The sequence below is a fragment of the Deinococcus misasensis DSM 22328 genome (assembly GCF_000745915.1).
In the GTDB taxonomy this organism is placed as follows: domain Bacteria; phylum Deinococcota; class Deinococci; order Deinococcales; family Deinococcaceae; genus Deinococcus_C; species Deinococcus_C misasensis.
The window spans coordinates 25,185-49,891 of sequence record NZ_JQKG01000004.1 but is presented as its reverse complement, the minus strand read 5'-3'; the positions used below and the strand labels follow the sequence as shown (position 1 = coordinate 49,891).

The 24,707-nt window shown below is 55.2% G+C and carries 22 protein-coding genes; 6 read left to right on the top strand and 16 right to left on the bottom strand.

All coding sequences use genetic code 11. The features are described from left to right. Positions 1-89: 89 nt before the first annotated feature. From Q371_RS04440 to Q371_RS04370, 15 genes are all read right to left on the bottom strand, one after another. Complete coding sequence (locus Q371_RS04440) at positions 90-791, bottom strand: hypothetical protein (RefSeq protein ID WP_034336715.1); 702 nt, start codon at positions 789-791, stop codon at positions 90-92. Between the two features lie 121 nt (positions 792-912). Continuing rightward, positions 913-1,470: a hypothetical protein gene (locus tag Q371_RS04435; protein ID WP_034336712.1), complete on the bottom strand. Its 558-nt coding sequence runs from the start codon at positions 1,468-1,470 to the stop codon at positions 913-915. A 150-nt stretch (positions 1,471-1,620) separates the two neighbouring features. Further along, a complete protein-coding gene (locus tag Q371_RS04430) occupies positions 1,621-2,382 on the bottom strand; it encodes a hypothetical protein (protein WP_157442511.1) in 762 nt (253 codons plus the stop codon). A 56-nt stretch (positions 2,383-2,438) separates the two neighbouring features. Beyond that, the gene (gene glpK, locus Q371_RS04425) at positions 2,439-3,929 is read right to left on the bottom strand and encodes a glycerol kinase GlpK (RefSeq protein WP_034336705.1); all 1,491 of its coding nucleotides are present in this window, start codon (positions 3,927-3,929) and stop codon (positions 2,439-2,441) included. Positions 3,930-4,224: 295 nt separating this feature from the next. Continuing rightward, positions 4,225-6,534: a glutamine--tRNA ligase/YqeY domain fusion protein gene (locus Q371_RS04420; RefSeq protein WP_034336701.1), complete on the bottom strand. Its 2,310-nt coding sequence runs from the start codon at positions 6,532-6,534 to the stop codon at positions 4,225-4,227. A gap of 163 nt (positions 6,535-6,697) precedes the next feature. Next, positions 6,698-8,419 carry an HD domain-containing phosphohydrolase gene (locus tag Q371_RS25310; RefSeq protein ID WP_051963231.1) on the bottom strand — a complete coding sequence of 574 codons (1,722 nt, stop codon included), beginning with the start codon at positions 8,417-8,419 and terminating at the stop codon, positions 6,698-6,700. 78 nt (positions 8,420-8,497) lie between these two features. After that, positions 8,498-9,679 (bottom strand): hypothetical protein, encoded by a 1,182-nt coding sequence (locus Q371_RS04410; RefSeq protein ID WP_034336699.1) that lies wholly within the window; start codon positions 9,677-9,679, stop codon positions 8,498-8,500. 197 nt (positions 9,680-9,876) lie between these two features. After that, positions 9,877-10,770, bottom strand: coding sequence for a pyridoxal kinase PdxY (gene pdxY, locus Q371_RS04405; protein ID WP_034336697.1), 894 nt, complete (start codon positions 10,768-10,770; stop codon positions 9,877-9,879). Between the two features lie 36 nt (positions 10,771-10,806). Then, positions 10,807-11,577, bottom strand: coding sequence for a DUF6683 family protein (locus Q371_RS04400; protein WP_034336696.1), 771 nt, complete (start codon positions 11,575-11,577; stop codon positions 10,807-10,809). An 84-nt stretch (positions 11,578-11,661) separates the two neighbouring features. Continuing rightward, positions 11,662-12,249, bottom strand: a complete 588-nt coding sequence (locus Q371_RS04395) for a hypothetical protein (protein ID WP_051963230.1) — start codon at positions 12,247-12,249, stop codon at positions 11,662-11,664. A 23-nt stretch (positions 12,250-12,272) separates the two neighbouring features. After that, positions 12,273-13,571 (bottom strand): ABC transporter permease, encoded by a 1,299-nt coding sequence (locus tag Q371_RS04390; RefSeq protein WP_084571230.1) that lies wholly within the window; start codon positions 13,569-13,571, stop codon positions 12,273-12,275. After that, the gene (locus tag Q371_RS04385; protein WP_034336694.1) at positions 13,568-14,248 is read right to left on the bottom strand and encodes an ABC transporter ATP-binding protein; all 681 of its coding nucleotides are present in this window, start codon (positions 14,246-14,248) and stop codon (positions 13,568-13,570) included. The genes Q371_RS04390 and Q371_RS04385 overlap by 4 nt, the downstream gene beginning before the upstream one ends. Continuing rightward, positions 14,245-15,597, bottom strand: coding sequence for an efflux RND transporter periplasmic adaptor subunit (locus Q371_RS04380; RefSeq protein WP_034336691.1), 1,353 nt, complete (start codon positions 15,595-15,597; stop codon positions 14,245-14,247). The genes Q371_RS04385 and Q371_RS04380 overlap by 4 nt, the downstream gene beginning before the upstream one ends. Then, complete coding sequence (locus Q371_RS04375) at positions 15,594-16,637, bottom strand: TolC family protein (protein WP_034336688.1); 1,044 nt, start codon at positions 16,635-16,637, stop codon at positions 15,594-15,596. Before Q371_RS04375 ends, Q371_RS04380 begins: the two co-directional genes overlap by 4 nt. A gap of 4 nt (positions 16,638-16,641) precedes the next feature. Then, positions 16,642-17,958: a TolC family protein gene (locus Q371_RS04370; protein WP_169743787.1), complete on the bottom strand. Its 1,317-nt coding sequence runs from the start codon at positions 17,956-17,958 to the stop codon at positions 16,642-16,644. Between the two features lie 190 nt (positions 17,959-18,148). Here Q371_RS04370 and Q371_RS04365 point away from each other — a divergent pair, with 190 nt between their 5' ends. The 6 genes from Q371_RS04365 to Q371_RS04335 all read left to right on the top strand — a co-directional run bounded on the left by Q371_RS04365 (position 18,149) and on the right by Q371_RS04335 (position 23,672). Beyond that, positions 18,149-18,508, top strand: coding sequence for a DUF4180 domain-containing protein (locus tag Q371_RS04365; protein WP_034337035.1), 360 nt, complete (start codon positions 18,149-18,151; stop codon positions 18,506-18,508). 73 nt (positions 18,509-18,581) lie between these two features. Next, entirely contained in the window at positions 18,582-18,974 is a 393-nt protein-coding gene (locus Q371_RS04360) for a hypothetical protein (protein WP_034336683.1), read from the top strand. Continuing rightward, a complete protein-coding gene (locus tag Q371_RS04355; protein WP_034336681.1) occupies positions 18,971-19,375 on the top strand; it encodes a helix-turn-helix domain-containing protein in 405 nt (134 codons plus the stop codon). The genes Q371_RS04360 and Q371_RS04355 overlap by 4 nt, the downstream gene beginning before the upstream one ends. Before the next feature lie 90 nt (positions 19,376-19,465). Further along, positions 19,466-19,906: a type III secretion system chaperone family protein gene (locus Q371_RS04350; protein WP_034336679.1), complete on the top strand. Its 441-nt coding sequence runs from the start codon at positions 19,466-19,468 to the stop codon at positions 19,904-19,906. A gap of 596 nt (positions 19,907-20,502) precedes the next feature. Beyond that, positions 20,503-21,045, top strand: a complete 543-nt coding sequence (locus tag Q371_RS26830) for a hypothetical protein (protein WP_157442510.1) — start codon at positions 20,503-20,505, stop codon at positions 21,043-21,045. 536 nt (positions 21,046-21,581) lie between these two features. After that, on the top strand, positions 21,582-23,672 hold the full coding sequence (locus Q371_RS04335; protein ID WP_034337032.1) for an alpha-galactosidase: 2,091 nt from the start codon (positions 21,582-21,584) through the stop codon (positions 23,670-23,672). A gap of 157 nt (positions 23,673-23,829) precedes the next feature. Here Q371_RS04335 and Q371_RS04330 read toward each other — a convergent pair whose 3' ends face one another. Further along, positions 23,830-24,636 (bottom strand): hypothetical protein, encoded by an 807-nt coding sequence (locus Q371_RS04330; RefSeq protein ID WP_034336673.1) that lies wholly within the window; start codon positions 24,634-24,636, stop codon positions 23,830-23,832. Positions 24,637-24,707: the final 71 nt, after the last annotated feature.

Below are 24,707 nucleotides of genomic sequence, written 5' to 3'. Positions count from 1 at the left end.
ATGTTATCCCTTTGTGTTTCCTGTTGACCTGTGTTGTCCCCCTGTTTGGGGCAGGGGGACAACGGAGAGGAAGAAGATGAAGCGAGGTTTTATCTGTTGGCAGGCACTTTGCTCAGGTCGATGATGTTCTTGTGCCCATCGTGATCCACCACCACGAACTTGGCGGTTTTGGCGGCAGCGTCCACCTTGGTCTGGTCTTTCAGTCCGGTGCTGTCAAAAGTGGCGGTGACTTTGCCACCCTGCAGGGGATCGGCATCATAGAACGTCACCTGATCGGCATTCTGGAAGCCTCTGGGACCACCCATCATTCCACCCCGAGGACCATCCCCCTGAGGGCCTTTCATGCCACCTTTGCCGGCGCCTTGCTGCATGCCACCCATGCCACCCTGAGGACCACCCATTCCACGTCCTTCTCTGGGCCCTTGACCGTCCTGAGGGGCTTTGGCAGGATCAGGCAGGTTGCTGAGGTCCAGCACCCGAGCACCCCGATCGTCCTTGACCACCACGAATTTGGCGTTGCTGGGGGCTTTCGCAAAAGGGTTGGTGGCACTGCCCCGCTCAAACTGCACGGTTTCGGTTTTGATGGCTTTGCCGCCCTTCAGGGGATCGGCATCGTAGTAGGTGACTTCTGCGGTGCGTGTGGCTTGCTGGTCAGGCTTCTGGGTTTGTTTTTGTTGTTGGGTCTGGCTCTGGGCGGTTTTGTTGCCGTTGGTGGCAGCCAGAGAAACCGAGGTGGAGGTGGCGAGGAGGAGCAGGGAAGCGGTCAGGATGTTTTTGGCGTTGATTTTCATGGTTCGTTTTCCTTTCTTTGGTGTCTGTCGATCACCTTGATCAGGAGTATGAACCAGAGGTTTTAAGCGGATTTGTTGAGGTTGTTAAGAAGTTGTGAATGCGCTTTTGCAAGGTTTCAGGTCAGGCAGGATCAATCTGCACTTTGAACTCGAAAGCCTTGCCCTGATGATTCAGGCGATAAGCAAAGCTTTGCCACGGCTCTGCGGTGTTTTGCTGAATCCCCACCAGAAAATACAACTTCACATCATTGAAATTGGCGGTGTTTCTGGAATTTGGTGCACGTCCAGCTTTGACACTGAGAAGACGCATGTCGGTTTGCGTCCCACCTTTGCGTTCCAGTTGAAACAACAGCATGTACTCGCCCACCCGAGCGGTGCTGCTCTTGGCCTGCTGGGTGCATTCCAGATACTTCAGCCATGCCGCTCTGGAATCGCAGGTGCCGATGGTGGCGTTCTCGAAGTCCAGTTGCACTTTGCGGGCCAGATTGTCATCGAACACCTCGGGCTCGATGGGCAGGTAAAAATATTGGAGGCTTCCCGGTTTGTAACGGATGGGGATGGTGGCGGTCTGCTGAAAACCCGAGATGGCAGGGGCCTCTCTGGATGCATCTTGGGCTTCTTGAGGGTTGCAACCCAAAAGGCCCAGTGTGAGAACCGTCCACAGGAAAATGTGTTTCATGTCGTTGCCTGCCACCTTTGTCACGAAAATGTAATCTCAGTTTAAGGAGTTTGTGATTTTTCCTTGCTGGACTTGTGTAAACGAATTTCGGAGCTGGGAAGGGTGCAACAAAAAACAGCACTTTGCAGTGCTGTTCAAAGGTGGAGGTTTTCAGCTGCTGGGCTTGGTGATTTTCAGCTTGAAATCAAAGAAATTCTTCTGGTATTTCAGGCGGTAATCGTAGGTTTGCTCGGGTTGGGTGTTGTTTTGCTGAACCCCAACGAGGAAATAGAGCTGAGGTTTGTCAAAGGATGTGGATTCAAACACAGTGGGTTTTCCTTCAACAGGATAGAGCTTTCGACCTTTTGCTGCTTGTACGCTTAAAATTCTGATCTGGGTTTCTTTGCCACCACGGTTTTCAATCTGGAAGAGGTGTTGATATTCACCAAATTTCTCTGAACTGAAGTTCATGTCCTGAACGCAAAGAAAATAATCCACCCTTCTTTGGTCTGGTTTGGATTTGCATTTTTCTTCTGCAATGGCATCCAAATCTTTTTTGATCGTCATGGCCAGACCAGCATCAAGAACCAGAGGATCAATGGGCACAGACAAGTAGGTCAAACTGTTGACCTGATGGACCACGGGAACTTCAGATCGAAGTTGCAGAGGCCAGGTTTCTTTGGCTTCCTTCGCTGCATTTTGGGTTTCCGTGGGTGCACAGCCCACCATTCCAGCCACAACCAAAACGGATAAAAACGCAATTCTTTTCATGAGTCCTCCAGAGACAGCCCATTCATGGCATGTCAAACAATATATCAGCCCAACAAAGCCAAAAACCAGCCTGCTGCGTTGATCAATGAAAAGAGAAGATTCCTTTGAATCCTCTCTTTTCAAAAACCCCTCCAGAGAGACAACCTCTTGTTCTTCCGTCAAATGCTTTCATAACAGACTGGTTTTGCTTCAAAAAATCAATTTCTGCTCTGGTTTCCTCAGTTGTCTTCCCAGTTTCTGGCCCGGTCCACGGCTTTCTTCCAGCCAGAGAGCAACCTGTTGCGGGTCTCTGGGTCCATCTGGGGCTCGAAGCGCTCATCCACCTGCCACTGTTTGGAGATGTCTTTCAGGTCTGGCCAGTAACCGACTGCCAGACCCGCCAGATAAGCGGCTCCCAGAGCGGTGGTTTCGGTGACTTTTGGGCGCACCACAGGAACACCCAGAATGTCGGCCTGAAACTGCATCATCAGGTTGTTGCGGGATGCTCCACCATCCACCCTGAGTTCTTTCAGTTCGATGCCTGAGTCTTCCTGCATGGCGTGCAGCACATCGGCGGTCTGGAAACAGATGCTTTCCAGAGCAGCTCTGGCGATGTGGGCACGGGTGGTGCCACGGGTCATGCCAAACAGGCTGCCTCTGGCGTAAGGGTCCCAGTAGGGGGCACCCAGACCCACAAATGCAGGCACCAGATACACCCCATCGGTGCTGTCCACCGCTCCAGCGAGGCTCTCCACCTCACTGCTTTCACGGATGATCCCCAGACCATCGCGCAACCACTGCACGATTGCCCCAGCCATGAACACACTGCCCTCCAGAGCGTAAGTGAGGGTGCCGTTGCGCTCCCAGCCGACGGTGGTCAGCAGGTTGTTTTTGCTGGGAATGGCGGTTTCTCCGGTGTTCAGCAGCATGAAACAGCCTGTGCCGTAAGTGTTTTTGGCCATCCCAACTTCATGGCAAGCCTGTCCGAAGGTGGCGGCCTGCTGGTCTCCTGCCATCCCTGCAATGGCAATTTCGCCGCCAAACAAATGGGGCAGGGTGTGACCATACACTTCACTGCTGGATTTCACCTCTGGCAGCAAAGAACGGGGGATGTTCAAAATGGCCAGCAGTTCATCGTCCCAGTCTCTGGTGTGGATGTTGTACAGCAGGGTTCTGGAGGCGTTGCTCGGATCGGTGACATGCACTTTCCCTCCGGTCAGTTTCCAGACCAACCATGTGTCGATGGTGCCGAAAGCCAGTTCACCCTGTTCGGCTTTCTCTCTGGCCCCTTCCACGTGGTCCAGCATCCATTCCAGTTTGGTCCCAGAGAAGTACGCATCGAGCACCAGTCCGGTTTTTTGCTGGAAAATCTCGGTTTTGCCTTGCTGGCGCAACTCATCACAACGGGATGCGGTTCTGCGGTCCTGCCACACGATGGCATGCATGATGGGTTGCCCGGTCTTGCGGTCCCAGACCACCGTGGTTTCCCTCTGGTTGGTGATCCCGATGGCTGCAATGTCCTGCCCCGAGATTCCAGCGTGGGCGAGCACCTCACTGGTCACCCCCACCTGGGTGCTGTAGATGTCCAGAGCGTCGTGTTCCACCAGTCCAGGACGGGGAAAAATCTGTTGAAATTCTTTCTGGGCGGTTCCGCGCACGGTGCCTTCGTGGTCAAACAGGATGGCACGGCAGGAAGTGGTGCCCTGATCCAGAGCAAGAATGTATTTCATGTGGGCTCCTTCCCCTCTCAGGGATGCGGGATGGGTGGTTCTGACGTTGCTTCATCCTGAAGGTACTGCGTTTCTGAACCGTTCGTCAATCCGGGTGAACATGTGTTCAGGATCCCCCGTTCCTCGCGTTGCTTGCAAACGACCCATTCAGGAAGGGGTATAGATCCCCCCGTTGCGCACGTCGTTTGCAAGCGACCCCGTAAGGAAGGGATCAAAGCTCACGCCAAAGCAAAAAGTCCCCCTTCACAAAGGGGGACCGCTTCGAGCCTGCGAGAAGCAGGGGGGTGCAGGGGGATCACCCCAGCAGTTTCGCCACCAGTGCATTGACCAGTTGCGGGTTGCCCTGCCCTCTGGTTTCACGCATGACCTGACCCACAAAGAAACCCATCAGGCCTTTCTTGCCCGAGCGGTAAGCCTCGACTTTGTCCGGGTTCTGGTCCATCACCTGACGGATCACGGTTTCCAGAGCGCCGGTGTCGCTGACCTGCTTGAGGCCTTTTTCCTCAACGATGCTGTTGGGGTCTTTGCCCGTCTCAAGGGCTTCTGCAAGCACGTCTTTGGCGATGCGGTTGGAGATTTCCCCCGCTTTGATTTTCTCGATCAAAGCAGAGAGCTGTGCCACAGTAACGGTGTTTTTGCCTTCACGGATTGGGCCAGAGAGGTCGGTGATCACCCAGCTTGCCAGAGCGGCCAGTTGATCGGACCCTTCGAGGTAAGCAGCCAGTTTCTCGTCGCGGGTCAGGGTCAGGGCCTCAGAATCATTCAGGCCTCTGGCTTTGTAAGAGGCGACTTTCTCTTGCTCATCGGCAGAGAGCACCACTTCATTTTTCACCTGAGGCTTGCTTTCGGCTTTGGGCTTTCTGCCTTCTGCCTTCTGCCCTTTGCCCTCTGCTTTCTTCTCAGCAAAGGAATCCTTCAGGGTCACAATGCGGTTGAACACCAGTCCATCCGGTTTGCTCTCCTCGGGGTCCTGCCAGTAGTAACCCACCCGCTCGAACTGGTAACGGGTGTCGGTGCTGTCGCCAAGCACACTGGGTTCCACAAAGCCTTGAAAGACCTTCAGGGAATCGGGGTTCAGGTAATCGGTGAAGTCACCCTCCTCGGCATCCGGGTTGGCCACCGTGAACAGGCGGTCATAGGCACGGAATTCGGCAGGCAGGGCTTTTTCTGCACTGACCCAGTGGATCACACCTTTGACCCCTTTGGGGCCAGCGTGGCTTTCTGAATCGTAACTGCACAACAGTTCGATGATGTTGCCGTCATCGTCTTTGATGATCGCCTCACAGGTGATGTTGTAGGCGTAGCGCAGACGGGCTTTGCCGCCCAGAGTCAGGCGTTGGAAGCCGGGGGTGGCCTCTTCCATGAAATCGTCTTGATCAATGTAAATTTCACGGGTGAAGGGCAATTTGCGGCTGCCTTCGTTGGGCACGTCGTGTGGCCAGTAAGGGGCGTCCAGTTCTTCCAGATGGCCCTCTGGCAGGTTGTCGATGACCACCTTCAGGGGTTTCAGGACCGCCATCACCCTTGGAGAAATGAAGTTCAGGTCATCGCGGATGGCAGCGTCCAGGGTGCTCAGGTCCACGCGGGAGTTGGTTTTGGACACCCCCACCCGTTTGATGAATTCTCGGATGGCCTCTGGGCGCACCCCTCTGCGACGAATGCCCGAGATGGTGGGCATGCGGGGGTCGTTCCAACCGCTGATCACGGGGGCCTCGAAAGGCTTGTTCCAGCCGTCCAGATAACGCCTTTCGGCCATGATGATCAGTTTGCGCTTGGACAGCACGGTGTTGTCCAGCACCAGACGGGCATTCTCGTACTGGTGGGGACGGGGGTTCTCTGGGAAGCCACACTTGCCTTTCAGGCTTTCCAGCAACCAGTCGTAAATGGCCCGGTTGTTTTCAAATTCGAGGGTGCAAATCGAGTGGCTGATCCCCTCGATGAAGTCTTCCAGAGGGTGCGCAAAGTCGTAGAGGGGGTAAATGTGCCACCCTTCCCCCACATGGTAGTGCGAGGAGTGCAGAATGCGGTACAGCACCGGGTCGCGCAACTTCATGTTGGGATGCGACAGATCGATTTTGCCGCGCAAAACGTGGGCACCTTCTGGGAATTCACCGGCGCGCATGCGGGCCAGCAAATCGAGGTTCTCTTCCACACTGCGGTCCCGGTAAGGGCTCGGGGTTCCGGGTTGCTCCAAGGTTCCACGCAGCACGCGCATTTCTTCATCCGAAACGGAGTCCACATACGCATTGCCGTCTTTGATGAGTTGCACTGCACATTCGTAGTACTTCTCGAAGTAATCGGAGGCAAACAGCACCTGAGCAGGCTTGAACCCGAGCCATTCCACATCCTTGCGGATGGAATTCACGTACTCGTAGTTTTCCTTCTCGGGGTTGGTGTCGTCGAAACGCAAGTTGCACTCGCCCTGGTAATCCAGAGCAATCCCGAAGTTCAGGCAGATGGCCTTGGCGTGCCCGATGTGCAGGTAGCCGTTGGGCTCGGGGGGAAAGCGGGTCACCACCTTGTTGTAACGTCCTTTTTCGAGGTCGCTGTCAATGATTTCGGTGATGAAATTGGGACTGACGTGTCTGGCGTCTGAGGTGCTCATTGTGCGTTACAGCATAGCATTGTCGGACCAGAGAACAAAAAGCCAAATGTGCTACTGGTGGGTGAGGTTGCTGTTGGCAATCCGCTCTGGAACACTCCACGACTGCAACCCATTTGTTTCGCAGGTCATCTCTGGATGCTGTGCTGGCGGTGCAGCATTCTGTTTATTCCTTGTGCAGACCCAGCAAAGCCTGCACCACCTGAGGGTCAAAATGGCTGCCAGAGAGCCTCTGGATTTCCTGCAAGGCTTCTTCCATGCTCCAGGCTTTCTTGTAGGGCCTCTGGCTGGTCAAAGCGTCCAGCACGTCCACCACTGCCACAATGCGTCCTTCAATCGGGATCTCTTCGCCTTTCAATCCCTGCGGATACCCTCCTCCATCCCAGCGTTCATGGTGGGTCAGGGCAATCACTTCAGCCATGCGGATCAGGTCAGAGCGGGCATCGGAAAGCATTTTTGCTCCTGCCAGAGTGTGCGCCTTCATGGTCAGGTATTCTTCATCGGTGAGTTTGCCGGGCTTGTGCAAAATGGTGTCCGAGATGGCGATTTTGCCCACATCGTGCAGCCTTGCAGCCAATCTGAGCACCCGGATTTGGTCTTCGGGCATGTTCAGGATGCGGGCCACTTCGGCAGCACGTTCACCGACACGGACGGTGTGTTCTCCGGTGTCGGTGTCGCGGAATTCAGCGGCAACAGCGAGGCGTTCGAGCATTTCGAGGTAAGCAGACTCCAGTTCTGCAGTGCGTTCCTGCACCAGTTGCTCCAGTTCTTCACTGCGGATGCGTTCCAGTTCCGCCTCGTGCTGGCTTTGCTCCAGTTTCCTCTGGAAGGACATCATTTCCAGCTGACGGGTGTTGGCTTCGGTGCGCACCTCACGGTCCAACTGGTGCAGGCGTTCGTGATGCTGCAAGGCCAGATGGTATTCACCGCGCAGTTTGTGCAATTCCACGAGATGTTTCAGCACCAGCAAAATGTTGTCTTGATGGTGAAGGGTTTCAAACATGTGAAGGGCTTGCATGTAAAGGGCATGTGCTTGTTCAAGGTGCCCTTCTTCTTGCAACAACTTGCCCTTGAACATCAAAAAATGGGCCATGGGCTCTGGAAATTCTTCAGCATCCAGCAAAGGTTCGGCGGCTTCAAGCACCTGTCGGGCAGCCTTCAATTGACCATAAAGCAGGTGGATTTCAATGCGGTACTGCTCCAGAATCAGTTGCATGTGTCGGATCTGGAGGTGTTCAAGAAGTTGGCGTGCCTCGTACACCCAGTCGGGCATCTGGGTGGCATGCGAGTCGATGCCATGCTTGGCTTCATCCAGATAGACCGAGATTTTGTTCAACAAGAACCTGCAAAGGTCCACAGGGACATCCAGTTGTCGGGCCAGGTTTTCTGCTTCAGTGAGCACATTCAGTGCATCACTGTACTTGCCTTGTTGTTGCAACAGCAAAGCAATGTTGCTGAGGGTTCTGGCTTGCATCAAACCGTTGCCTGACTGGCGTGAAAGGCTCAAGGACGACTGGTAATGGGGAAAAGCTGCTTGCAAGTCTCCCAGAATTTGATAAGAAGCACCCAGCAAATTGTGATTTCGTGTGGCTTCATCAATCAGGTCAATGTCTTCCAGCAAGGCGTTTGCTTGCAGCAAGACATGCAAGGCATCAAAGGTCTGTCCGGTCAGAAACAGCAAATGTCCATGATGGTTCAAGGCCATCACCTGTTGCTGGGTGTTCAGCTGCTCTGAAAAAGCCACCAGAGTTTTGGCTTGCTCCAGCATGTTGCCACTGACACCACCGGACAGGGCTTGTTTGGCCTCTTGTAAAGTTTGATGGAACCAGTCTTCTGGGCTCTGGCCATGTGTGCTGACAAACGAAGCGGTGTGTTGATCCCCCTGCATGCTTCCATTGTGACAGTTGAAACGAAAAAAAGCCCTCTGTGATCACAGAGGGCCAGACAGGACAAACTCAAGCGGGGATCAGGGCAACAAACGGCCTGCGATTTGACCAGACAGGACCGTGCAAGCTTGTGAAATGTTCACTTGTTGGTCCAAAGGGGTGGTCAAAGGTGCTTTGTCCCAGGCGTTCACGCAGAAAACATAAGAGGCCTGAGGATTGTAATCGGTGATGGACAGTGTGAGCGGAGACAAACCCGTTTTTTGGTCAATGGGGATGCTGGTTTGCGGATTCCAATTCTGATCGAAAAGGAAGACTTCGGCTTGTTGTCCATTGGGATCTGCAAGTTTGGGTGCAAGCCAGCTGATGTTGAAGGCATTTGCCAGATCGCTTGGGGTTGCACTGATTCGTGCGGGTCGGGACAGCAGGGCATTGGCGTCCAGCGTAAATTCGCCTTTGTGGACAAGGATTCCATCATCAAATTCATACTTGTAGGTGCCAGAGACCGGGGCCAGAGGAACGGTCAGCAGGGAAACCTTGCTGGAAGGTGTGTACTCGAGTTGGTAAGGCACCCCATCGTGCCAGTTGCTTGGACCATCAATGGTGATGACTGGGTTGGGGGTGGGAAGCCCCTGAACCTGAGGTGCGGTGTACTGGACCCGGAACAGGGTGTTGGAGACAGGAGCGAGTTGCCCATTGGTGGGAGAGGAAGGGGCTTCCACAATTTCAGCGGTGCCAGCAGAGAACCCGAACGTGGATTTGAAGCGCCCGATGGTGTAAAGGTCTCCGTCTTTCAGGCCATCCAGACATCCACGCAAATAACTTCCCGTGTCATTTTCAATGGTTTCGAAGCTTTGCAGCTTTCTCCAGTTGCGCTGTCCAGCATCCAGAACCTTGAAGAGCATCAGTTCACTGGAATTGGAGACATTGGCGGGCAGATTGATGCGCAGGCGAATTTTACAATTCGGCAATTCCATGGGCAATGGACGGGTGCTGATGTTGCCGATTTGAACCCGCAAGGGTGTGAACCCACCTTCGATGCCTGCAGGGGGCTCCGGGTTGGTTTCTGGACGGTCCAGAGTCACTTCCAGATCGGCGAGCAGGCCACCCGGATCAATTTCCAGCTGTCCATCTCCGGGTTGCTGGGATCCCACAACGCCACCGTCACTGGCCTTGATTTTGGTTCCTTTGGAGGCGGGTGGGTTGGGCGACCCGCAAGCGATCAGGGTGAGCAGGCCCAGAGCAAGCAAAAAGGGATGTTTCATGCGATTCCTCCTGTGGTGCACCCATTTATTATCGGGAATTTTACAAATTTGACGGTGATGGTTGTGGAAGGCCTGCGGGAATTTCTGCAAGTTTGCACCTGGATCAACAAGTCAAGAGAGATTTTCAAAAAGACCGGACAAAGAAAAAGACCCCGGTCAAATGACCAGAGTCCTTTTCCCTGAAGTCGGTTTTGAAATCAAACCCGAGTGGCTTCAAAGGTGCGGCTGGGGTTCACATACTCTTCCTGAGCGGCCACCAGTTGAATCTCACGGGTGCCCCTCTGGTGGGTGAGTTCCAGCAAGGCGTACAGGGCGGACACCGCATTCTCAAGGCTCTTTTTCACGCTGCCGGTCTTCAGGTAATTCCCGAGAAACAGGGCGGCAATGGCGTCTCCAGTGCCGTTGCGGGGTGGATCCAGAGGAATCAGGGGGGTTTGCACCACCCATGCCCCTTCGTCTGACACAGCAAGGGTTTCGATGTGTTCCGATGAGGCATCTTCACGGATCAGGCTGGTCACCACCACAATTCTCGGGCCGTCCTGATGGATCTGGCTGCGCAGGGCTGCCACGGCTTCCAGCACTTCTTTCAAGGTGCCCACGCTGTGCCCGGTGAGCAACTCCAGCTCAAACTGGTTGGGGGTCACGATGTCGGCAGCTTTGACGGCCAATGCTTTCATGACCTCCGGGATCTCGGGGCGCACGAAAACCCCACGGCCCACATCGCCCATCACGGGGTCACAGCAGTAAAGGGCCTGAGGGTTGGCTTCACGTACTTTGCGCACGGCCTCCAGAATGGCTGCCACGGTGTTGGCATCTCCCATGTATCCAGAGAGCACTGCGTTGCACTCTGCCAGAGAGGTGCGCTCTGAAATGCCCTCAATGATTTCACGGACATGCTCTGGAGGGAAAACCATCCCCCTCCACTTGCCGTACCCGGTGTGGTTGGAGAACTGCACGGTGTTGACGGTCCACACGTTGAAGCCCATGCGTTGCAGGGGAAATGCAGCCGCGGCATTGCCCACATGTCCGTAAGAAACCCAGGACTGAATCGACAGGATGTTTTGGGAGGTGAAAGAAGCAGGGTCGCTCATGGGTAACAGCATAATCACAGATGGGAGGCCACACAATCACATGAACGACCCGGACCGAACTTGCACCCCCTGATCGGTGAATTCCAGAGCGTCTGCGCTGTGCTGGTAGATGGTTTGCATGAGGCCATCCGCCATGGTTTCGGCGAGGTAGGCTTGTGAAAAGTCTTCGGCTCCGTTGCTGTAGGCCCCCAGAGCGAAAGACGCAGTGATGACCAGAGCTTCGTACATCTCCTGACGGGTGGCGTCGTCCATCAGGGTGAACTCTGGTGCAGACAGCAAGGTGCGGGTCAGCGAATTGAAAAGCCCTTCTTGCTGGGGTTCGGTCAATTCGATGCCAGTCAGGATGTAGTAACTGACATAGGTGGAATAGACCATCGCTCCGGCCACGTTGTTTTTCAGGCGGGCATCCTGAGAGGCCACCTGCTCGTCGTAAAGTTGCAGCATCTGGTCAAACAGGGTTTTGGCCTGCTGTTTTTGTTGCACGGTGGTTCCGGTCAAAGTCGAGGCGAGTTTCTGTGGAAACACCGAGGGACCGGGAATGAACCCCGCCCCGAGGTCTCCGCTCTGGGTGGGGTCCGGGGTTTCGGTTTTGGGGGCTGAAGGACGGTCCAGCGCGTTGTCTCCCTGACGGTCAAACAGCACGTCCCGGTTCAGGGTGTTCAGGACGGCTTGCCCCTGTGTGGCCCCAATCGGGTTGCCAATTTCGGTGCTGAGGTCTCCGGTGCGCTGTGCCTGTGCCCCAGAGGCCAGTCCCAGCACCAGCAGGGTGGTCATCAGCAGGCGTTTGAAAGGGAAGGTGGGTCTCATGCTTTCAGGGTAGGCTTTTTGCTGCTCTGGCGGTGTGACGGTGCAGCAGGCAAGACATCATGGAGACGCCACCCTCTGGGCGATCTATTTGATTTTTTGCAGGGTGGTCAAAAGATCCGCCATCTGGGTTTTGAGGGGGTCCACTTTGAAGGGGTTTGCAGCAGTCATCATGGCCATCATCCCTCCGGGGCCACGGTTTTGCCGATTCTGTCCCTGTCCATTTTGCCCTTGGCCTTGCTGCCCTTGCTGTCCCTGTTGTCCATTTTGACGGTTCTGCCCATTTTGACCGTTTTGTCCCTGCCCCGGTGGTCGCATCTGCTGCTTGTCCAGCCAGGTGATCTGTTTGTCTGTGAGCAGGTCTTCGACTTTGATCAGGATGGCGTCGGCGTCTTTGGATTTGACCTCTTTGCGGCTTTGCAGGTCTTTCACGATGGGGATCAGTTTGCTGGCCTGCGTTTTGCTGATTTCGGTACCTTTTTGTTTGTGCATTTCGCCCAGCATGCGCAGGGTTCTGGAAAGGTCCATCAGGGGACGGTATTGCTCGAATTTGGCCTGCATGGCCGGGTCCAGTTGCCGTTGCTGGTTTTGTCCGGTCTGGCTCTGGTTTTGCTGGGCCAGAGCAGGGGAGAGGCTCAAGAGCAGGAGGCCAGTGACAAGGGTTTTTCGGTTCATGTTCGATTCCTTTCTGAAAGGGCTTACTCGTAGCGCAGGGAATCCACAGGATCGAGGCGTGCTGCACGGCTTGCCGGGTAGTATCCAAAGAACACCCCCACCACCACCGAGAAGGTGAAGGCCAGCAGCATGCTGGACGGGGACATCACCGGAGTGATGCTCAGGGCTTTGCCCACCACACTGGCCAACACCAGACCGATGCCAATCCCGAGCAAACCTCCGCCCACCGAGAGCACCACCGATTCGGTGAGGAACTGGGTGAGGATGTCTCTGGGTTTGGCCCCGAGGGCTTTGCGGATGCCGATCTCGCGGGTGCGTTCGGTGACACTCACCAGCATGATGTTCATGATGCCGATGCCGCCCACCAGCAAGCTGATCCCGGCCACCCCTCCCAGAAAGAGCGTGAGGGTCTGGGACACCTGATTGATGCTGGCCAGAGCGTCGGCTTGGTTTTGCACCGAGAAATCGTAGCTGCTCGGGTCGGTTTGCTCGTGCAGTTCGGCCATGATGCCTGTGACGGTGGTTTGCAGGTCAGACAGGGTTTTCTGGTCTGGCCCTTGAATGTAGATGTTGGACACGGTGGGGTTGGAGGTGCTGGAACGGCTCAGGCGCTGCATGTACGTCGAGAGGGGAATCAACACGCTGTAATTGGGGTTGTTGAAACCAGCGTCCCCTTTGTCTGGCAGCACGCCCACCACCGTGAAGGTGATGCCTCCCAGTTTGATTTTCTGGTTCAGGGGGATTGCTCCAGAGAACAGGTCCTGTGCGATGCCGTAACCGATCACAGCAACACGTTTTCGGCCTTCCAGATCGCTTTTGCTGAAAAAAGCCCCCTGTTCGGTGCTGGAGTTGCGCACGGTGGCGTAATCCGGCCATGTGCCTGTGACAGACACGTTCAGGTTGTTTTTGCCCGATTTGATCTGGTAGCGCCCCTGACTGACCGGGGCCATGCCCACGATCTGCCCGTTCAGGCGGGTTTGCAAGGCAGTCACGTCTTTGAGGGTGATGCTCTGGCGGTCCCCCGAGCGCACGATGCCGCCCCCTCCACCTTGATTGCGCCCCCCGAAGTTGGGTCCCACAGTCAAGAGGTTGGTCCCGAGGCTTTCCAGCGACTTGGTGATGTTGCTGGTGGAGCCCTGTCCGATCATCACGAGGGCCACCACTGCGGCCACCCCGATCACCACCCCGAGCACGGTCAGGGCAGAGCGCAAGGGATTTCCAATGATGGCTTTCCATGCGATGCGAAAAATCACCCACGGTCCGATGCCTCCCTGTCCTCGGGTGGGCCGGGTGGGTTGGCTTCTGGCACGGGTGCTGCTCATGGGTTGCTCCGTTCGATGTTGCCGTCCCGAATGCGGATGATGCGCCGGGTCCGGGCAGCCACTTCGGCCTCGTGGGTCACCACCACCACCGTCACCCCTTCCTGATTCAGGGCTTCAAACAGGTTCATGACTTCCTCTCCGGTGCGGGTGTCCAGAGCCCCGGTGGGTTCATCGGCCAGCAGCAAACTCGGTCGGGTGGTGAGGGCACGGGCAATCGCCACCCGCTGTTTTTGCCCTCCGGAAAGCTGTGAGGGGAGGTTCCGCCACTTGTCGGCCAGTCCCACTTTTTCCAGCAGGGACATGGCCACCTCACGCCGTTCACGGGTGCCCACCCCGGCATAGGTGAGGGGCACCTCCACGTTCTCCAGCACGTTCATTCTGGAGAGCAGGTAAAAGGCCTGAAACACAAAGCCAATGTGCTGGTTTCGAAATGCACTGCGCTGGTTTTCGGTCAGTCGGGTGACATCCTCGCCGTTCAGCAGGTACCGACCGGTGCTCGGGCGGTCCAGCAAACCGATGATTTGCATCAGGGTGGTTTTTCCGCTCCCAGAGGGGCCCATCAGGGCCACCATCTCTCCCCGTTCAATGGTGACATCCACCCCCCGCAGGGCTTCGAAGGTCTCCTCACCCATCTTGTAGTGTTTTTTGACCTGCTGGATGTCCACCACGGCAGTCATCTGGGGCCTCCAAATCCGCCGCCCAGAGGGATCCCGAAGCCCCCTGCTCCAGAGCGGTTGCTCTGGGTGCTGGAAGAACTGGCAGAATTGGAAGAGGCTGTGGTTGTGGTGGGCAAAACCACGTTCTGACCGGGTTCCAGACCGCTGGTGACCACAATGCTGGTCCCGTCGCTGGGTCCGGTGGTGATCCGCACCGCTTCGGTGGTGCCGTCTTCTTTCTGGACGTTCACATAAGAGCGTCTGCGCACCGTATCAATGGCGCTCACCGGGACCGTCAGGGCGTCTTTGACCTCCTGAACGATGATGGTGGATTCGGCACTCATGCCGGGCCTCAGCACACGGTCTGGGTTGTTCAATGTGACGGTGGCATTGAACACCGCAATGTTCTGTGAGATGGTTGCAGAGGGGTCCACCTGCGTGACCGTCCCTTCAAACGTCTGATCGGGCAGGGCATCGAGGGTCACCTCCACCTGCTGTCCGACTTTGACTTTGCTGATTTCGGTTTCATCCACCTGCACGGGGACTTTGACCTGAGCATCGTCCTGAACCGTCAAGACCGTGCTGTTTCCAGAGACCATGGTGCCGTCTGCACTGTCCAGACTGCTGACAATCCCTGAGATGGGCGCTGCAATGCGGGTCTGGCTCAGGTTTTTCTGTGCGGTTTTGAGGCCGAGCTCGGCCTGCTGGACCTGCAACTGTGCAGACCGGAGGTCCTGACTTCCCGTGGTGCTTTTGGTGGACAGGTTCTCTCTGGAACTGTCCAGATTCATCTTGGCAGTGTTCAGGCTGTTTCTGGCCTTTTCCAGATTGTTTCTGGAATCTTGCAGGGTCTGGGCACTGATGCCACCCGCATCAAAAAGCTTCTGGTTGGCTTCGAAAGCCTTCTGGGCACTCTGGAGGTCTGCCTGTGCATTGTTGTAACCAATCTGGGCATTCTGAATGGCCTGTTGCTGGGCCAGCAAAGTGCTGCTCTGGTTGGCTTTCAGGGAATCCAGAGCAAGCTGGGCTTTTTGCAGGGAAATCTGGGCGTCTTGCAGGGCCTGCTGGTGATCGGTGGGATCGATGGTGGCGATCAGGTCGCCTTTTTTCACCCGGTCGCCCACTTTCTTCAGTTGCTGGAGGGTCCCAGACACATTTGATTTCACGGCATAGGTGTTGTTGGCCGCCAGAGAACCCGGTCCTTCCACGGTGATGCGGAAATCCTGACTCATCACCTGTGAGGTTTGCACGGTCACAGCAGGGGTCTGGGAGGTGGTGTTTTTCTGCTGGTACCAGTACCACCCTCCTCCCGCGCCCAGAGCCAGCAGCATGGCCCCTGTGATCAGGAACCCTCTGGCACGGGGTGTCATTCGATGCCTCCCAGTGCATTCAGGGTGTCCATTCCGCTGGCCACCGCCAGACCTGCCACCGCTTTGAGATAACTGTCACGGGCTTGCAGCAAACTTTGCTCGGATTTGAGGACCGACACTTCGGATTGCTTGAGCTGGTATTTGGAAATCAGGCCGTTCTTGAAACGGGTCTGGTCCTGCGAGAGGGTCTGACGGGCGTTTTTCAGGTCCTCTTCGCTGAACTTGCTGCGTTCAAGGGTGTTCTGTACGCTCTGGTAAGCATCTTTGATGCTGCTCTGGGCCGAATTTCGCTGGCCCTGTTGGTTGCGCTGCGCGGTTTGCAGGCTGGCTCTTGCACTGTCAAGGGTGCTTTTGGGGGTGTAGTCGTTGTCAGCAAATTGCACGTTCATCTGGGCAAGGGCCACACTCTGGGCGCTTTGCAGCAGGGTGGGCAGGTTGCTTTCGCTCTGGTCCAGCAGGTCTTCCAGCTTGTGTGAAACCAACTTCAGGTTGGGTTGGCTGACCGTGAAGTTGGCGGGCAATGCCCCTCCTGTGAACGCATTCAGTTTTTCTTTGAGCACTGGAAAGTTGCTCTGGGCGTTTTTCAGGTCCTGCTGGCTGGAATTCAGGGTGTTCTGGGCTTTGCTCACGTCCAGCTGGGTTGCGTTTTTGCTGGACAGTTTGGCTTTGTTGATGTCCAGATTCATCTGGTCCAGTTCCACTTGTGCTTTCAAGACGTTCAGGTTCTCTTGCGCTTCCAGCACGCTCAGGTAACTGGACAGCACATTCTGGGCCAGTTGCAGCTTCACGAAATCCAGCTTCAGGCTTTCCAGTTGCACGCTCTGCTGGGCCTGCGTGAGCGGCACAATCAGGGTGCTGGGGTCTTCGGTTTTGGCCTGCAGGTCGGTGCGTGCGGTGTTCAGGGTGGTTTGCTGGTTGGCCACGTCGCTGCCTTTTTCCAGAGCCAGTTGCAGCACACTCTGGAAGGAAAGGGCACCTGTGGACTGGGCCAACGTGGACCCCGAGGCCAGGACCGCCAGAACGAGGATGTGGTTTTTCATGGGTTCACCGTGTTCCTTCCAGCCCTGTGGAGGGGGCAGCAGCCTGCAAATCGAGCAGGGCGTTCAGCCATGCCACTTCTGCGGCACGCTGGTCTTTTTGGGCTTGTTGCACTGCAATCCGGGCAGATTGCACATCCAGAGGAGCCGCAAGGCCATTTTTGGCCCGCGCTTCCACCACCGTCAGGTGGGTTTGGGCGGTTTGCAGGGCCAGAGCGGTGTTCTCCAGTTGCCTCTGGGCCACTTTCTGGGCGGTGTATTTCTGCTGGATGTCCAGCTTGGCGGTTTTGCGGGTGGTGTCCAGTGCCTGCTGGGCACTTTTCAGGGCCAGTTCCTGACTCTGGATGCTGGCATCCAGACTGCCGTCCACAATCGGAAGGTTGGCAGAAAGGCTGACCTTGTAATTGGTGGCTGCATTTCCCGAGCTTTGCAGGTTGTAGCTCCCAGAGGTGCTCAGCACCCCGGTTTGCAGGTTCAGACCCACATCGGCCCCAAACCCGCCACTGCTCACCCCGAGGGACACCGAGGCGTTGATTTTCCAGCGGTCCTCTCTGGCCTGATCGAGGGCTTCTTGCGCCGCTTCCACTTTCAGCATGGCTTTTTGCACATCACTGCGGGTGGCCATGCCCTGTGTCTGCCAGAGGTCCAGCACCTGATCTGAGGGTTTCAGTGGCACATCTGCGGTGTACTCGCCTTCAGGAATGGGCATCCCGAGGGTGTTGGACAGCGAAATCCGGGCCACCTCCAGACTGTTCTGGGCTTTCAGGGTGGTCAGTTGGGCATTGGCGGCCTTTTGCTGCGCCTGAAGCAGGGCCTCCTGATTGGCTGTGCCCTGATTGCGTTGCTGAACCACCACATTCAATTGGTCTTCTGCGAGGGTCTGGTTTTGCTGGGCCAACTGCAAGTCCATTTCGGCCAGTTGGATGCTGTAATACCCCGAGAGCACTTTGCTTTTCAGGGTGTTCTGGGCATCCCGAATGTCCAGCAAGGCGGATTTGAGGTTCCTCTGGGCAGTTTTGAGGGCATCAAAGGCAGAACCCCACGGCAAAACCGGCAAAGAAGCACTCAGGTTCAGGCTGCCCGTCTGCTGGGTGCTGGAAAAATCGGTGGTGCTGAAAGATGCACTGCCTCCTCCAGAAACCTTCAAGCCCAGCGCGGCCTGAGCGGCATTCCAGTTGGCCTGTGCCTGTTGTTCTTGCCACAAAATGCCCTGTGCTGCAGGAGATGCAGGCAGCAGGTCCAGCACCTTCTCGGGTGGGATGCTGGTCGCCAGTCCAGAAGACCCCAGAGCCAGCAGCAGGGTCAGGGAACGTGTAACACGCACATTCTTACCTCCAGAGCCCAGTCTGCGCCGGGGCAATGAAGGTCCAGTGGACCGTTTGTGGAGATTTGATGGAGGGTGTTCAGCAGGGAGCAGGTAGGTCACTTGACAGAGGCCATGCATGCTGCCCTGAGGCAATTGGCGGATTTCAGCCTTGCACCAGAGGACCATCATGCAAAGGGAGGTTTTGAAAATGCACATTGTCGCACTGGAAATGAAGGATCAGACCGTTCTGGAAGTCTTGCCTTCCGGAACAAAACTGGAATCCGAGCAGGACATGCTGGACCTGATTTCTGCAAGTTACGAACACCAGAGTGCTCTGGTGCTGATGTCTGCTGAAAGCCTGTCTGAACGGTTTTTTGATTTGAAAACCGGACTGGCCGGAATGGTGCTCCAGAAGTGCAGCAATTACCACCTGAAACTGGCTGTGGTTTTGCTAGAGCAAGCAGGCCTCTCTGAACGTTTCAGGGAAATGGCTCTGGAAGCCCGAAAAGGCAAGGATTTCCGTTTTTTAGAGGACCGGGATCTGGCTCTGGCGTGGTTGCTGTCTTGATCAAGAAACAGGTGAGAACCCTGAGCCCTTGATAAGGGTTGACTTATCGGAGTGATAAGGGTAAGCTTATCGCATGACCATTCGCCACTACCTTGCGAGGGATCCGAAAAACCGGAAATCCCAACCCCTGCTCATTGAAGACCTGCTGAAAATGGCAGAGGCAAGCAAGCACGAAGCGGTCAACCGGTGTCTGGAAATGTGCGAGGACCTGTACCGCAACGGCTCAAAAAGCCGGTACATCCACGCCATTCAAGGGTCTCCACTCTTTGAACTCCGCACCGATGCAGAAGAACAGAAAGCCAGTGCCAGGGTGTACTTCTACTGGCGCAACCCCGAAGAAGTGGTCCTGATCCACGCCGAAAGCAGCGATCAAGGACGGGCCAGCGTGCGCCTCCTGAACGGCTGTGCAGCGGTTCTCTCCGCAGACCTTGAAGGTCAGAAAGTGCTGGACGGTGAACAACCATGAGCACCGAAGACATCCTCAAGCGCCTCAAGCACATCGCAGACCTGGACGAAAACCCTTCCGACGAACTGCTCACCCTGTTCGCCCAGCCACAACCCTCAGACTTCCCCAAGATGTCTCAGGTGCGTTCCTGGACCCCATCGGAGCTCAAAGAAACGGTGCAAACCGAAATCACCCTGCGTGAAGCCGGAAAACTCATCGTCAAAGCCAGAGAACTGCGTGGCATGTCCACCCGCGAACTGGCCGGAAAGGTGGGCGTTTCCCAGCCGCGCGTGGTGCAAATCCAGTCCTCTGGAGAAACCCTCGGCATCCAGACCCTCGTCAAATTTGCCACAGCTCTGGGTTTTCGCGTGGTGATCGAACTTGTCCCTGAAGAGGGAGGAGAACCGATCCGGGCCAGCTGAAACCCGATTTGACCCCATCCGCCTTGATTTCCGGGCTTGCCCGGACAGGAATTCTCGCGTGCAACAGGCACATTCACAGGAGGAACCACCATGACCACTGCCCTTTTGACCCTCGACACCATTGTCAAGTACCTCAAAGAAAAAGAAGTGCACCTCGACGTTCAAGACAACGAAGGCCAGCGTTTCATCCGCATGGGCTGGAAATTCGAAATGGGCGACGCTGCCGTGCTGGTCAGCCTGAACGACGGTCCCAACGACACCAGCCGTCTGGAAATCACCTGCGTCACCCAGAAAACCTACACCGAGCGCACCGCCGAAATCCTGCCCATGCTGAACCAGCGCAACCGCGAACGCGCCTTCTCCCGCAGCATGGACAGCGACGGCAACGTGTGGCTGGAGTACGTGGGCTTTTACCCCACCCTCTCCGAGTTCCCCCAGAGCACCTTCGACACCCTGTTCAGTGGTGTGCTGATGCACTTCCAGGACGACTACGCCAGCCTCGAAGGCTACGTCCCCGCTGCACAAGCCTGATTCCAGATTTCACTCAGAAAGCCAGAGGAAAAACCTCTGGCTTTTTTGTTGGATCAAATGGCATTTTTATTTGAAGACCATGGCTGTAGCTTCTCTGGTTGGCAGAAGGCAAGGCGGCATGAACTGATGGGTTTTGTCATTACAGATATGCTGCTGTGACCATATTGTAAAGAGGCGTTATGCTTGATTCAAATGCGTGAACGGTACGATCTCCTGTGCTTCAATCAATTTTCCCCCAAAGACGAGTGATTTAAAAGAGTGGGCGCAGATCACTATTTCAGTCAACTTACAACAGAAGTTTCCGAACAAAGTCCAGATTTCTTGGAGGTTGATCTTTAGCTTGTTGAGGCTTTATATTTGGCCAAAATGTTAAAAAGATTTGGAGTAGCAGTTCACTTGATTCATCTTGGGTATAAAAATCCTAAAATTGATGACAAATTGGCAAAAGAGCTTGCTGGAGGTTATTTGGTATATTTGAAAAACACACAATTGGATTTGATGCTTGGAGATTTGATTGAAATAACTTTGGAGCACATAAAGAACAACATGTTTTACCATTTTCCGCTCCAATAAAGAATCCTCGATTGGAAGCTCGGGTGCCCGGAGTGGTTTGTATTAAAGTGGATAAAATAGATGGAAGCATATGGGATAAATCTCGCGAAGCCAAAAAATCTGTTGTATTCTCTGTATGTGGAATAAGCAAGAGTTTTCATTTGCTGCTCTCATTGCTGAGCGACCCTCTGAGTTATGTTATAGTGGTGAGGGCGAAAACGGAGAAAGGTGCTAATAAGTGGGGAATAGATATGAATAAAAAGACTTTGATGGTCGTATTCGGTGCTTTCATATTGATTTTTGGAATTCTAGGCCATGGTTTTTATGACTTGTTTTTCAGGCCAAGAAGCTATGAAAAGGAGGCGATGTCTATTGCAAGTATTTGTGTTAATCGTTTAAATCGAATGCTAAAGGAAGATGGAAGATTACCTGAAGGAGGCTGTGGGGTTGGGCAAAGACTGGTACCATCGATTACAGTTAAAAGAGATAGCCAATACTTTCTGGTCATTGTCTTTCCTGGAGAGGGGACTGTGAGTTATAATTTCACCACTGGTGTATATAAATGGACTTCTTTTTGGGCTCATTAGTATTTTTCGGCGTTGGTGATTGACTGATCAGACCTGTGTACACCCGTTTTATTCCTCCGACATCCTGCTCTTTGATCATCATGGGCCACAAAGAAAGCAAAAGAGATCAGACCACAGGATCGTTTCTTTTCTGGGTGCTTTTCTGACCAAGAAAGCAGCGCACTGGGTGCTTTCCGTAGGTCTTGTAGACAATCAGGTTGTTTGCCTCGGTTCTGAGATGGTCTTGAAGGGATAGGCAGGATGGACTGCTGAGGTATAGCTGTTTTTTTCGAGCGTCACAAGCGAATTTGACTGCTCCTGTTTTTTGGGGTGCTCTCTGAGGGATCATGTCAAGAAACGATCTACTTTTGTCAGAACCAACAAATGGAAAATCCACGTCCATGCCTTTGGTCCTCAGCCTTCTCCCTGCAAACCTGTCCATTTTTTTTGACAAGCATTTGACAAACGTGCATCCACATTCGAGTTTGCCTGTCCGTTTTGCTAGGCTCTGGAAAAGCCTGCTCATCTGGCACCGAGACTTTCAGGAGGACCCCAACATGCCTGTTCACACCACCCCTCAGGGCTGGATTCTGGAAACCGCCCACACCGCCTACGCCTTTGGCATCAACGCTGCCGGACATCTGGTGCACCGTTACTGGGGCCTCAAACTGCCCGACTTGCAGGATTATCCGGCCCCTTTCCTCTCGGATTCTGAAATCTCTTTCATCAACCCGCCCCACCTGTCCAGAGAGGAATTTCAAGCTTATGGAGGCTTGCGTTACAGCGAACCTTCCCTGAAAGTCACCTCCAGCTCTGGGGTGCGGGACACGGTGCTGCAGTTTGTCAGAAGCGAAGTGGCAGAAAACCTGTTGACCCTTGATCTGCAAGACGAGCTGATCGGACTTCAGGTGCGCTTGCATTACCGGGTGCATGCAGACACCGACCTGATTGAACGCTGGGTGACCGTCAAGAACGCGGGCAGCCACACCTTCGAACTGGAGCGTGTTTTCTCTGCCCTCTGGCACCTTCCAGAGGAGCAAACTTACCGCCTGACCCACCTGACTGGACAGTGGCTCGATGAGTTCAGAATCCACAAGGATGTTTTGTCTGAAGGCACCAAGACCATCGAGAGCCGGACCCTCACCACCAGCCACCACCACAACCCGTTTTTCATGCTGGACCGTGCAGGAGAGGGACAGGCTTTTGAAGACCACGGGGATGTGTGGTTTGGCCTGCTGGCATGGAGTGGAAACTGGAAAATCACCGCAGAGGTCACCCACGCCCAGTCCACCCGCCTCGGGATTGGCCTGAACGACTGGGACTTTGCATGGACCCTTGAGCCGGGTGCTTCTTTTGAAACCCCGGTGGCCCTTGCGGGATACACCCGAGAAGGTTTTGGAGGGGCAAGCCGGAGGCTGCACCAGCACATCCGCGCCGAAGTGGTGCCCCACAAGAACCTCAAGCGCCGAGTGCTGTACAACTCGTGGGAAGCCACCCTGTTTGATGTGAACCTTGAAGGCCAGAGCCAACTTGCCGAAGTGGCCGCCAGAATGGGCATCGAACTGTTCGTGATGGACGATGGCTGGTTCCATGGCCGCAAATGGGACACCGCTGGACTGGGCGACTGGTGGCCAGACGCAGAGAAGTTCCCCGATGGTCTTACCCCTCTGGTGAATAAAGTGAAATCTCTGGGCATGGATTTTGGCCTGTGGGTCGAGCCCGAGATGGTCAACCCCGACAGCGACCTGTACCGTGCCCATCCCGAGTGGGTGTACCACTTTGAAGGCAGGCACCGCAACGAAGCCCGCAACCAGTTGATCCTCAATCTGGGCAGGGAAGACGTGCAGGATTACCTGATTGACCTGCTGGACCAGTTGCTTTCAGAGCACGACATCTCGTTCATCAAATGGGATTTCAACCGTTACGTGTCCGAGCCGGGCTGGCCTGCTTTTGCAGGAAACGCAAAAGAACTCTGGGTGCGTCATGTGCAGGGTCTGTACCGGGTGTGGGGCACCCTGCGTGAACGTCATCCTGCGGTGGTCTGGCAGACCTGCTCAGGAGGTGGGGGCCGTGCAGATGCAGGCATGTTCCATCTGGCCGATCAGGCGTGGATCTCCGACTGCACCGATCCCTCTGCCCGCTTGCAGATTCAAGAGGGGTACAGTCTGGCCTATCCGGCTTCTACCATGGAAGCGTGGGCCACCGACTGGGGCAAAGACCGCTTCTCTCTGGAATTCCGTTTCCATGTGGCGATGTGTGGGGTGCTCGGGATTGGGGGGCACATCCTGCACTGGCCTGAAGAGGACCGCGAGGAGGCCGCCCGCCTGATTGCCCTGTACAAAGACATCCGCCATCTGGTGCATGAGGGCGACCTGTTCCGCCTGCGTTCCCCTTCGCAGGATGTGATCTCGGGAGTGCAGTACGTGTCCAGAGACCAGCAGGAAGCGGTGGTTTTTGCCTTCCGCACCCACCACCCGAGGTACAGCCAGAAAACCTGGCGTTTCAGGCTGAAAGGCTTGAACCCCAACGCCCGCTACACCGTTGAAGGCTTTGAAGGAGCAAGGTCCGGTCAGGCGTGGATGGAAGACGGGTTTCCTCTGGAGCTTGCCGAATTCCAGAGCAAGGTCTTGAAAGTCACCCAGATTTGAACGATTTCCAGATTTGAAGGATTTCAAAACCGGAAAGTGGAGGGGAAACCCTCCACTTTTTGCTTGATATGTACTTTGCTGTGTGCTTCTGAAAAAAACTTTGCTGGACTCTGAATTTTCTTGCAACTGCACTCTGCTGCGCCGGCGCAGCAAAACCTTAAAGCATCACCCGACCCACCAACAGAGGGCGCACATCTGGACCGTAAAAGTCAGAGTATTTGGAGTTGCTCCAAGTGTAACCAAGGATGGTTTTCTTGGTTTTGTCCACGTACAGGCGGAAGAAACCACTTCCGGTGCCTTTGTAGGCGGTTTTGGTGGTGGCACTGTAGCGGGTGTCGTCGGTGCCGTGGAAATTGCTGGAAGAGTCGATCACTTTCACCAGGTACTGCTCATAGTTGTTCAGCCCAGAGGGTTGGGGTTCAGGTTGTGAGCCATCGGCATTCTGGAACAGGGTGGGAGCACTGGCCACCACCATCACGTGTCCGGTGGCTGGGGGGTTGGGGTCCAGATACTTCATGGCGATGACATCTCCAGCCTGAATGCTGGTCACGGTGTCAATCTTGTCAAAGTTGGTTTCTGCATCGATGGTGTTGAACACCTCGGCGGCAGAAGGACGGCTTTTGCCAAACCAGCTTTTCAAATCGGAAATGTTGTACGCCTTCTTGAGGAGCTCTCCGAACAGACCGCTGCAATCGGTGTGGCTCTGGGTGATGCTGTCTGCCACATTGGGGTCTTCCCAGGTCACGTTGGGGGTGCCTCCCACATAACTGGTGTTGCTGGAAGTGGTTTTGGACAGCAGGCTGTTGGCCCAGGTCAGGTGGGCGGTCTGTGCAGTGGCCTGTTTTTCCAATTCAGGATGGCTCTGGGGCACTTGGGTTCCGCAGGCGGTCAGGGCCACCAGAGCCAGCAGGGTCAGGGCAGTCATTTTGGGGCGAATGTGGTTTTGCATGTAAGTGCGGTTCATGGGTTCCTCCGGTGTCTTGGTGCGACTGTACCCAGATTCGCAGGTGCACATCTACAAAATCTCTACACGGA

Coding starts and splice junctions, on each gene's coding strand:
- Q371_RS04335 (WP_034337032.1), top strand. CDS start 21,582: ATGCCTGTTCACACCACCCCTCAGGGCTGGATTCTGGAAACCGCCCAC.
- glpK (WP_034336705.1), bottom strand. CDS start 3,929: ATGAAATACATTCTTGCTCTGGATCAGGGCACCACTTCCTGCCGTGCC.
- Q371_RS04435 (WP_034336712.1), bottom strand. CDS start 1,470: ATGAAACACATTTTCCTGTGGACGGTTCTCACACTGGGCCTTTTGGGT.
- Q371_RS04410 (WP_034336699.1), bottom strand. CDS start 9,679: ATGAAACATCCCTTTTTGCTTGCTCTGGGCCTGCTCACCCTGATCGCT.
- Q371_RS04400 (WP_034336696.1), bottom strand. CDS start 11,577: ATGAGACCCACCTTCCCTTTCAAACGCCTGCTGATGACCACCCTGCTG.
- Q371_RS04375 (WP_034336688.1), bottom strand. CDS start 16,637: ATGAAAAACCACATCCTCGTTCTGGCGGTCCTGGCCTCGGGGTCCACG.
- Q371_RS04355 (WP_034336681.1), top strand. CDS start 18,971: ATGAGCACCGAAGACATCCTCAAGCGCCTCAAGCACATCGCAGACCTG.
- Q371_RS04395 (WP_051963230.1), bottom strand. CDS start 12,249: ATGAACCGAAAAACCCTTGTCACTGGCCTCCTGCTCTTGAGCCTCTCC.
- Q371_RS04420 (WP_034336701.1), bottom strand. CDS start 6,534: ATGAGCACCTCAGACGCCAGACACGTCAGTCCCAATTTCATCACCGAA.
- Q371_RS04380 (WP_034336691.1), bottom strand. CDS start 15,597: ATGACACCCCGTGCCAGAGGGTTCCTGATCACAGGGGCCATGCTGCTG.
- Q371_RS04365 (WP_034337035.1), top strand. CDS start 18,149: ATGCACATTGTCGCACTGGAAATGAAGGATCAGACCGTTCTGGAAGTC.
- Q371_RS04360 (WP_034336683.1), top strand. CDS start 18,582: ATGACCATTCGCCACTACCTTGCGAGGGATCCGAAAAACCGGAAATCC.
- Q371_RS04385 (WP_034336694.1), bottom strand. CDS start 14,248: ATGACTGCCGTGGTGGACATCCAGCAGGTCAAAAAACACTACAAGATG.
- pdxY (WP_034336697.1), bottom strand. CDS start 10,770: ATGAGCGACCCTGCTTCTTTCACCTCCCAAAACATCCTGTCGATTCAG.
- Q371_RS25310 (WP_051963231.1), bottom strand. CDS start 8,419: ATGCAGGGGGATCAACACACCGCTTCGTTTGTCAGCACACATGGCCAG.
- Q371_RS04440 (WP_034336715.1), bottom strand. CDS start 791: ATGAAAATCAACGCCAAAAACATCCTGACCGCTTCCCTGCTCCTCCTC.
- Q371_RS04390 (WP_084571230.1), bottom strand. CDS start 13,571: ATGAGCAGCACCCGTGCCAGAAGCCAACCCACCCGGCCCACCCGAGGA.
- Q371_RS04350 (WP_034336679.1), top strand. CDS start 19,466: ATGACCACTGCCCTTTTGACCCTCGACACCATTGTCAAGTACCTCAAA.
- Q371_RS04330 (WP_034336673.1), bottom strand. CDS start 24,636: ATGAACCGCACTTACATGCAAAACCACATTCGCCCCAAAATGACTGCC.